This is a genomic window from Streptomyces zagrosensis (assembly GCF_014203645.1).
GTDB classification, from domain to species: Bacteria; Actinomycetota; Actinomycetes; order Streptomycetales; family Streptomycetaceae; genus Streptomyces; species Streptomyces zagrosensis.
On the sequence record NZ_JACHJL010000020.1, the window covers coordinates 29,472 to 38,256 of the forward strand.

The 8,785-nt window shown below is 73.5% G+C and carries 7 protein-coding genes and 1 pseudogene; all 8 read right to left on the reverse strand.

Features of this window, described 5'->3' with window-relative positions:
- Window positions 1–290: 290 nt before the first annotated feature.
- Window positions 291–560: pseudogene (locus tag FHS42_RS37640) on the reverse strand (carbohydrate binding domain-containing protein); the annotation flags it as partial.
- A gap of 711 nt (window positions 561–1,271) precedes the next feature.
- Window positions 1,272–1,565 (reverse strand): response regulator transcription factor, encoded by a 294-nt coding sequence (locus FHS42_RS28970; RefSeq protein WP_184577323.1) that lies wholly within the window; start codon window positions 1,563–1,565, stop codon window positions 1,272–1,274.
- Window positions 1,566–1,712: 147 nt separating this feature from the next.
- Window positions 1,713–2,405: a guanitoxin biosynthesis heme-dependent pre-guanitoxin N-hydroxylase GntA gene (gene gntA / locus FHS42_RS28975; protein WP_184577326.1), complete on the reverse strand. Its 693-nt coding sequence runs from the start codon at window positions 2,403–2,405 to the stop codon at window positions 1,713–1,715.
- Window positions 2,402–4,429, reverse strand: coding sequence for a phenylalanine--tRNA ligase subunit beta (locus tag FHS42_RS28980; protein WP_184577330.1), 2,028 nt, complete (start codon window positions 4,427–4,429; stop codon window positions 2,402–2,404). Before FHS42_RS28980 ends, gntA begins: the two co-directional genes overlap by 4 nt.
- Window positions 4,430–4,452: 23 nt before the next feature.
- Entirely contained in the window at window positions 4,453–5,313 is an 861-nt protein-coding gene (locus FHS42_RS28985; RefSeq protein WP_184577333.1) for a tRNA ligase subunit PheS family protein, read from the reverse strand.
- A 61-nt stretch (window positions 5,314–5,374) separates the two neighbouring features.
- Window positions 5,375–6,106, reverse strand: coding sequence for a class I SAM-dependent DNA methyltransferase (locus FHS42_RS28990; protein WP_184577336.1), 732 nt, complete (start codon window positions 6,104–6,106; stop codon window positions 5,375–5,377).
- Between the two features lie 55 nt (window positions 6,107–6,161).
- A complete protein-coding gene (locus FHS42_RS28995; RefSeq protein ID WP_184577339.1) occupies window positions 6,162–7,409 on the reverse strand; it encodes an ATP-grasp domain-containing protein in 1,248 nt (415 codons plus the stop codon).
- Between the two features lie 79 nt (window positions 7,410–7,488).
- A complete protein-coding gene (locus FHS42_RS29000) occupies window positions 7,489–8,778 on the reverse strand; it encodes an MFS transporter (protein WP_184577342.1) in 1,290 nt (429 codons plus the stop codon).
- Window positions 8,779–8,785 lie beyond the last annotated feature (7 nt).

Here is an 8,785-nt window from a genome sequence, read left to right on the forward strand (position 1 = left end):
GCGGCGGGCACGCCGGCGCTTCTGTGCCCCGGGCCGGTGCGGCGCCGGTCGCCTCGGTCTACTGGTCGCGACCGCCCTGCCCCCTGGTGCCCCGTCGGGCGACTCCGGTGGCCGCAGGGTCGCGCGGCCACCGGAGTGCGCTCCAACACCCCGGTTCAGCGGCGGCGTTGGTCTCCGGGGCCGCACGGGAAGGCCCTTTCGAATTCGCCGATGGTCGGGGCTTTGCTGCTTGGTGCTTGTGCCGGGTGGGCGCGCGGCCCCTGCCGGTGGTGGGAGGCGCGCGGTCGCGGTCAGTGTTTGGCGTCGGTGCTCCGGTGGCAGCCGCAGGAGCAACAGGCGGCCTTGACCACCACGTCGTCGATGGTCGGCCCGATGGTCGGCCCGTAGGCAGAGTTGGGCGTGGTGCTGACGTACGTCACGGTGGTGGAGGCGGACCGGGCGACGAAGAACACCTGGCGTCCCGCGTACCCCACGTTGGTCCGGCTCTTGCCGGTGATATCGAAGGTGAACTCGTGGAAGTTCTGCCCGTCCACGAGCACGTGGCCGGACTTGACCGCCGGTCCGCCCCCGGGGTTGCCGACGAGGGCGTAGGTGAGGGCGTAGGTCCTGCCGGGGGTGACGTGCCCGGCTGGCCGCCGTTGAGGTCGCGGACTGGTCGCGGTCCGCGGCCTGCCAGAAGCCGCGGCCGATGTGCTCCACGTTCTTCTGGCCCGCGGTCCACGGGCCTATCGACTGGCCCGCCCGCACGGTGGTGAGGGCGTAGGCGGGAACCCTGGGGTCCTTGAAGCTCCCGTCGTCGATGCCACGTGTCGCGCTGGGCGGCTTGGCGGTGCTGGTCGACGCCTTCTCCTGGGTCGGCGCGGCCACTGTGGCACCGGCCGCGGCACCCAGCAGCCCGAGTGCGGCGATCGCGGTCGCCTACGGTCGTACGGACACTGTGTCCTCCCGAGTCTCCACAGCATGGTTCGAGCACCGAGAACTGTGGTCCCCTACCCCCGGCATGGCCACCCCCGGTGGAGGGCGTGCCGACGCGCGCGAACGACCCGGCGGGCCCGCGTTCCTCGGCCGGCGGGACGGGGAGCATCCGCGCCGCCGCGGGGGACCGACGACTCCGAGTGCGGTCACGTCGCCCCCGCGTCGTGGAGCACGCGCCGGAGCACCTCGCGTGTGACCAGGTACCCGGCCGCGGGCGGGCGGGCGCCAAGGTTCGCCTTGCGGTCGGGACGTGAACGGCCCCGCCCCCGGACGAAGGACGGGCTGCGTGGAGGTGGTCACGACGCTTCTACGGCGAGGCCGGTACGGGGAGCGGAGGCCGGTGGGGCCGGGACTGGTGGCAGGCGCGTGCCCTTCGGCGCCGTCACTCCCATGGCGAGCAGCAGCAGGTGCATGCGGTGGCGCGCGCCCGTCTTCCCCCGGATGCGGCGCAGATAGGTGTCCACGGTGTGCGGACTCACCTCCATGCAGTGGGCGATGGCCGCATAGGTGTGGCCCGCCGCGAGGTACACCAGGACCTCCCGCTCGCGAGCGCTGAGGCGTTGGAGCGCGCCCTGCTGGAAGTGGTCCATGACGTCGGGGCTCCTCGGTTGGTCGTCGTGTCGGGTGGGTCCCGGCCCCGACGCTGGGGGCCGGGCGGTCCCCTCCGGTCTCCTGCGGGTGGGGCGGGCGGGGTTCGGTGGTGGCGGATGGGCGGGGCCGGGCAAGGGAGCCGGGTGTCAGTCCTCCGCGTGCGGGCGGAAGGGACACGACCAGTGTGGGCTCTGGAATCTGCCGGAGTACTGGGGCGCCTCCGACCGCTCGCCGTGCTCGGCCAGCATGGGATTCACCGAGCCCTGGAGCCTGACCTCGCGGGCCCTGATGCGGGTCCGCAGGCCCTGGTAGACGCCCGACTCCTTCAACCTGGCGAACTGGCGGTGCGAGTTGAACACCACGGTCGGAATCGGGGACCGGCGCGATATCCGGGTGGCGCCGGGGTGCAGGCCGACCACGAAGAAGGGATGGCCCGCGACGCTGAAGCCGAAGGACGGGCTGCCCGGGTCGCTGGACACGTCCGGCGCGTATTCGTGCCGGGTGCGGTCGCGCTCGTGCAGTGCCTGCAGGAGGCCCCACAGGACGCGCTCGAACTCTGCCTCGTCCCGCACGGTGGAGGCGGCGAAAAGCGCGGCGAAGGAATGGAAGCCGGGGTCCGTGCCGGGCGCGAGGCGGCGTTCCACGAAGGCGGTCAGGTCGGCGTGGAGCGCGCGGACCTCGGTCTCGCCGGTGAGTCGCCCGTAATCGCGGACGACCAGTTCGCCGCGGTGCAGCGCCGCCAGAGCCCCCAGGCAAGTGAACCGGTCGCTCTCCAGCCAGGCGGTGAACCGCTCGGCTGCTCGCCGAGGGGCCTCGGCGCGCCGTTCGGGGTCCCTCATAGGCCTTCCCATCCCCGGGCGCGCACGGCGCTCAGCACCGTCTCGCGCCGCCTCCGGCGCTCGGCGCGCAGCCCGCCCCCGCCGTCCCAGCAAAACTCCGCGCGGACGGTCAGGGAAAGCAGTCCGCTACCGATTCGCTCGCCCTGGCCTAGGTCCTTCACGCGCACCAGCTGCTGTGTGGTGCCGCCTGCCTCGGCCACCAGGCCGAGCACGTCAGCGGCCGACGTCTCCTCGGGGGTGACGACGGTGACATTGAAGGCGGGCAGCGGCAGCCGCTCAGGCAGTCGCACCGCCCTCCGGCTCAGTGGCAGCTCGCGCAGGGCGCCCAGGTCCAGGTCGGCGCCGAACAGCACGGCGCCCGTCGCCTCGGAGTGCTCGGCCGGCTTCGCCGCTATCCGGCCCGCCCAACCCACCTCACGGCCGCCCAGCCTGACGGCGAAGGAGGCCGAGGCGTCAAACGCGGGATGTCCGGCCGGGGCCAGCTCGGGTTCGCCCCGCTCGGTCGCGCTGCCCAGCACGTGCAGGAGGGCCAGGAGATCGGCGAAGGCGGCCAACCGCGGGGCGGGGTCGTTGAGCGAGGACGGGGCGAGGGGGCCGCCGAGCACCGCGGTGAACCGCCAACGCTCGGCTCCGGGGCGGGTGGAGATTGGGACCGCGCCGATCTCGAAGTGGTGGGCGGCGCCGGTGTGCCGGAGCGACCGCGCAGCGACCTTCAGCACGCCCGGCAGCAGCGAGTCGCGCAGCAGCAGGTTGCGCATCCCGGCGCGCCCCCTGACCTCAATGGCCGGCGCGGCGGACCCGGCCTCTCGGGCGTGCGAGGGGGCCGCCCGCGGCGCCTGGGTGAGCACCGGCGTGATGACCTCGTACAGCCCGGCGCGTACGGCGGCGTCCCGGACCGTGCGGCGCAGTGCCAGATCGACCGCGGGCGCCGGAGGGCGGACGGGCGGTGGCAGCCGGGCCGGTACGGCGTGGTGCCCGTGCACCCTGGCGATCTCCGCCGCCACCATGGCGACCCGGTCCAGGTCGGGCCGCGACGGCGGCGCGGTCAGCCACAGTGCGCCGTCGGGCGCCGCTTCGACGCGCACGCCCACCGTCCGCAGCAGGTCCGCGATCCGCCCCGCGCTCAGGCCCGGGTCGACCGCGTGCCGCAGCTCGTCGGTGTGCACCAGCCAGGTGCGCGGCGCGGGTTCCGCCCGTCCCCCGGCACCCACCGCCGTCACCGCGCCAGGGGCGCCGCCGGCCGCCAGTTCGGCCGCCCTGGCGACGGAGAGGTCGCAGGCTGCGGGATGGAGGCCGCGCGTGAGCCTGGTCGCGATATCGCCGTCGGCCGCCTCCGGGCCGTACGCCGCGCCGGCCGCCCGCATCGCGCGCGGTGCCAGCCACCAGGCGAACAACAAGACCTCGCGACCAAGCGGCGGTACGGGGGCGGGTTGCTCGCGTCGGCAGGGCAGGGCCAGCGGGCGGTCCCCGCTGGCCAGCAGCGGGGAGCCGGCGGGGAGGCGGGGGGCGCCGTGCGGGGTGCGGCCGGCCGCCGCCGCCTCGCTCGGGGTGGCGGGGCGCAGCCGCAGGACGCCGGCCGACACCAAGCGGGCGTCGACGGCGCCGACGGGTTGCCCGGTCTCCAACTCAACGTAGCGCAGCAGGTCGGCGACCGTGCCGGTGACCTCGATGCCCGCGTCGACCAGCAGCCGGGTGTGCGGGGCGGGGAGGCGGATACCGTCCGGCTCGGTCAGGGCGATCGCCGCCACCCGTGCGCTCAGTCCGTCGGCGATCTCGATCCGCAGTGCGGGGCCGGCCGGGAGCCGGGGCGCGGGGCGGGGCGGCAGGCCCGCCCTGCTCCGCAGCTCGGTGGCCAGCCCGTCGAGCGAGGCCAGGTGGGCGGGGCCGGAGTCGAGGTCGACCTCGATGGCGTCCGCCCCGCCGGATCGCGCGTCGGCCCCGGCCTCGCGCAGCCAGGCCAGCAGCGTCGCGGCGTCCGGCCGGAAACCGCACGCGCCCTCCGACCAGGACAGGGGCAATCTCATCGGCTTGCACCTCTTTCGTGTGGTTAGTCGAACTGCTCCAGCACCCGCGTGTCGTTGACCAGCAACTCCCGGATGTCGTCGATGCCGTGCCGCAGGCGCAGCAGGCGCTCCAGTGAGCAACCGAAGCTCAATCCCATCAAGTGGCCGGCGCGGTAACCGCCGGCGGTGAGGACCTCGTCCCGCAGCACGCCGCCGGCGGCGATCTCCACCCGCCCGCGTCCCGAGCACTCGTCGCACCCGTCCGCGCAGCGGGGGCAGGCGATGTCGAGGGCGAAGCCGGGGGCGTTGTAGGGTTGTCGGCCGCGCCTGAGCCAGCGCGGGTGTTCCGGCCCGAACAGTCCCGCCACGAGCGTGTCGAACAGGCCCACCAGATCGGGCAGGCCCAGGTCCGGCTGGACGACCACGCCGTCGATCTGGGTGAACTGGGGGGTGGAGTACGGCGAGGCGAGTTCGTTGCGGAAGCAGGTGGCGACCAGCAGCGCGCGGGCCGGCCCCGGCGCGGCCCGGCGCAGCACGCCGAGGATGCCGGATGAGGCGTGGCTGCGCAGGACGATGCCGGGGGCGGGGAAGAACGTGAGCCGGGTGCGCGTCGGATGGTCCGGTGGGTAGCCGAGCAGGTCGAAGTTGTCCTCCTCGTGCTCCAGTAGGGGCAGGCGCACTACGTCGAAGCCAAGCCGCACGTACAGGTCGCTGACGCGGTCCGCCAGGGCCGACACCGGGTGCGGGCGCCCGATCCTGGGCCCGGCCGGCGGCAGTCCCGGATCGCAACGGGCCGCCGCCACTTCGGGAGTGGGCCGCAGCGCCGGCGTCTGCTGCCCGGGCGCGGGGGCGGGCCGGCCCGACGCGGCCCCCGCGCACGGGGGCCGGGGCCGTGCCGTGGTCATCGCGCCCACCCCGCCGCCGGGTGGGGGCGCGCCGGTGCCGGCGTGCCATGCGCCACCACCGTCACCCCGCCTTCCGATACACGGCGATGTGGTTCTCGGACCAGGCGTCGAAGGGGACGTTGCCCCAGTCGCCCCAGCGCTCGCCGAGTCGGAGGCCAGCGATGCGAGCCATCAGGTCCAGCTCGGATGGCCAGGCGTAGCGCAGGAACGCCGGGTAGAGCCTGATGCCCTCCTCGCGGATCTCGACGTGGTTCTCCTTGATGTGCTGGGTGGCCCGGTCGAAGGTGTCGGCCTCGATGCGGACGTGGTCGATGCCGACCTCGTAGACGTGCGCCCGGCCGTTGAAGTGGAAGCGGGTGGGGTCGGGCATGAACCCCTCAACGACGAAGAGACCGCCAGGATCGAGGTGTTCGGCCACCGTCTGGAAGCACTGGATCTGCTCCTCTTGCGTCTGTAGCGCGTAGAGGGAGTTGAGCAGCAGGAAGATCAGCGAGTAGCGGCGTTCCAGCGTGAAGTCGGCGATGTTGCCGATGGTGACCTCGATGGACTCGCCGCCCGGCTTGCCCCGCATCACCTCCACGATCTCCGGTGACGCGTCCAGCCCGTCCAGTTCGACGCCACGCCGGGCCAGCGGAATCGCCACGCGGCCGGTGCCGATGGCCAGTTCGAGGGCCCGGCCGGTGCCGCGGCGCTCGGCGAGGAAGTTCACCGCGCCCTCCGGCTCGGGCCAGTCGACCTGGTCGTACACCGTCTTCCAGCGCGGACCGTAAGTTCCCGGTTTCCATTCCGTCATGGGACTGCCTTTCTGCGAAAGGAGGTTGGGTTGCGTGCGGTGGCCTTCGGGTGGGTCAACCGACGGCCGGACCGAGGACGCGCAGTTCGTGGTGGGCCAGCAGCAGCCGGTCGGCGACCTCGTCGGCGTGCGTGCCGGTCGCCATGACGTAGCCGACCCGGCCCCACAGGTCCTCCGGCGGCGGGGTCACCGTGGTGCCGTGCGGGCGCAGTTCGCGGATCTCGTGGACCCAGGGTCGGGCACGCAGTTCGCCCGCCTCCGCCAGGCCCGCGAAGCGCTGGGTGGTGCGCGGGTAGAGAAACCTGATGCCGGCCGCCCGGTCGGCGAAGGACTCCGGTTCGGGGCGGCGCCCCAGGGCGGCGGCGGCCAGCAGCGCGCCCAGGCGCACGCCACGGCCGAGTTCGACGACGCGGGAGGCGATGTCGCCGCCGGGCCGGGCGTTGAGCTCGATGATCCGCGGCCCGTTCGGGGTCATCTTGACCTCGACGTGGGCGACGGTGCGGTCCATACCGGCGGCGACCACGCTCCGGCAGGCCAGGTCGAAGCCCTCGGTCATGATCTCCCTGCCTAGGGCGCCGTTGCCGACGACGAAGCCGGCCTCGATGGGGTATGGGTCGTACGCCCAGATCTTCCGGGCCCAGGAGACCGGGATGGCCGTACCGTCCACCACCAGGCAGTCCACGTCGAACTCGTAGCCGTGCAAAAACTCCTCGATCAGGATGCCGTCGCTGGTCATGCCCTGCTTGTCGACGTGCACGGCGGTGTCGAAGGCGGCGTCGAGGTCGGCGGGGTCGTCGACCCGGCGCACGCCGGCGCTGCCGGAGAGGCTGCGGGGCTTGACCATCAGCGGGAAGCCGATCTTCCGTGCGGCGCGGCGCGCCTCGTCGGCCCGGTGGACCAGAAGGGAGCGGGTCGGGGAGATGCCGGTCCCGGTCAGTAGCCGACGCTGCCGGTGCTTGTCGCGGGCCAGTTCGGCCGCGGCGACGGGCACCCCCGGCAATCCGAGCCCGTGTGCCAGCCGGGCGGCCGTGACCACCAGGGGTTCCTCATGGGTGGCGACGGCGGCGACGCGGTGGCGGGTGGCGAGGCCCTTGGCCAGGCGCAGCGCCTCGCTCTCGTCACCGGGGTCGAACACCTCGGCGTCGCGCACCCAGCGGGTCTGCCAAGTGACCGGTTCGGGGTTGAGCAGGACGAGGTCGGCCTCGGTGGCCATCTGGGCCAGCAGCCGTTCGTGGCCGATCCGGTAGCCCGAGCCGATGATGAGGAGGGTCTCGCGTCGGCCCGTCTCGGTCGTACCAGACATCGCGGAACACCGTCACTTTCGTAGAACCGGTTTCTTGGGGGTCGGCCCGGCCGCCCCCGCCCGGGCGCGGGGCGGCAGGTCAGCGGGATATCCCGGACGCGGTCTCGCGGGCCGGCGGCCTCGGACGGCGCCCGTGGGCGGCCAAGACGAGGGCCGCCAAGGCGGCGGCCGCGTAACCCAGCAGTTGAAGCCCGAGGTAGCCGGCGAAGCCGAGCACCGAGAACACCGGCAGGCACACCGAGGGTGCGGTCAGGTTGCTGATGCCGTGGATGAGCGAGGTGGACGCGGAGTACGAGGCCACTTTGCCCGGCGGGGCGTTGTCCACCACGATGGGTTGGATGCTGGGTGACACCAGGCACTCGCCGACGGCGAACACCGCCGCGTAGCCGGCCGCCAGCGCGAGCCGGCCCTGCCAGGGTGTGACGGCCGTCGACAGCCAGAGCACCACCAGGCTCAGGGCCCAGAAGGCGACGGCCACCTGAACCGAGCGCAGGTGGCCTAGGCGCTTGACCGCCCTGAGCACCCGTCCCTGGAGCACGACGACCGCGAGCGAGTTCACCGTCAGCACCACGCCGATGCCTGTCACGGTCAGGTCCGCGCTGTCGTGCAGCACGATAGGAGTGACGGACTCGACCTGCCCGAGGCCGAAGGTGACCACCATGCCCTGCATGAGCAGCACCCATAGGAACACCCGGTCGGTGAAGGGGGCCAGGACGCGGGCCCAGGCCGGCCCGGCGTCGGTGGCCGGGGAGTCGGCAGGGGACGCCGGTGGGGCGGGCAGCGGCCGAACGGCCGTCCGGCTGCGGCGTACGACACCGTGCAGGACGAGTCCGAAGAGCAGGAAGCTCAGGCCGTTGACGAGAAAGCACACCCGGTACCCGGACACCCCGAGCGAACCGACGAGCACGCCGCCGACCAGGGCCCCGGCGCCCACCGTGCCCGCGCTGACGCGGTACTGGGCCGCCAGCATGGGGCTGAGCCCGTCCCTGCCGAACAGCGTGATCAGCAGTGGCGTCAGCACCGCGTAGAAAATGCCGGTGCCGGCGCCGGAGACCAGCGCGGCGGCCACGTGGGCGCCCGGCACCGGCAGCACCAGCACGGCGGGGCCCACCCCCTGGAACACCGTGGCCAGCAGCGCGATCCAGTCCGGCCTGCCGCGGTCGCACAGCGCGCCGGCCACCGGGTTCACCACCAGGCCGGAGACGGCGAACAGGCCGAAGTACAGCGATACGCCGAAGACTGACAGGTCGAGATGGTCACGCAGGTAGACGGCGGTCAGCGGGAAGACCAGCCCCGCGCCGAGGGTGTTGATCCCCCAGCCGACCAGGTAGCGGCGGCGCGCGGCCGGCTTCGTGGTATCGCTGTCCATGTCCCGC

Excerpts from the sequence above, each read along its gene's own strand:
- FHS42_RS29000 (WP_184577342.1), bottom strand. The coding sequence starts at position 8,778 with ATGGACAGCGATACCACGAAGCCGGCCGCGCGCCGCCGCTACCTGGTC.
- FHS42_RS28980 (WP_184577330.1), bottom strand. The coding sequence starts at position 4,429 with ATGAGATTGCCCCTGTCCTGGTCGGAGGGCGCGTGCGGTTTCCGGCCG.
- gntA (WP_184577326.1), bottom strand. The coding sequence starts at position 2,405 with ATGAGGGACCCCGAACGGCGCGCCGAGGCCCCTCGGCGAGCAGCCGAG.
- FHS42_RS28970 (WP_184577323.1), bottom strand. The coding sequence starts at position 1,565 with ATGGACCACTTCCAGCAGGGCGCGCTCCAACGCCTCAGCGCTCGCGAG.
- FHS42_RS28990 (WP_184577336.1), bottom strand. The coding sequence starts at position 6,106 with ATGACGGAATGGAAACCGGGAACTTACGGTCCGCGCTGGAAGACGGTG.
- FHS42_RS28985 (WP_184577333.1), bottom strand. The coding sequence starts at position 5,313 with ATGACCACGGCACGGCCCCGGCCCCCGTGCGCGGGGGCCGCGTCGGGC.
- FHS42_RS28995 (WP_184577339.1), bottom strand. The coding sequence starts at position 7,409 with ATGTCTGGTACGACCGAGACGGGCCGACGCGAGACCCTCCTCATCATC.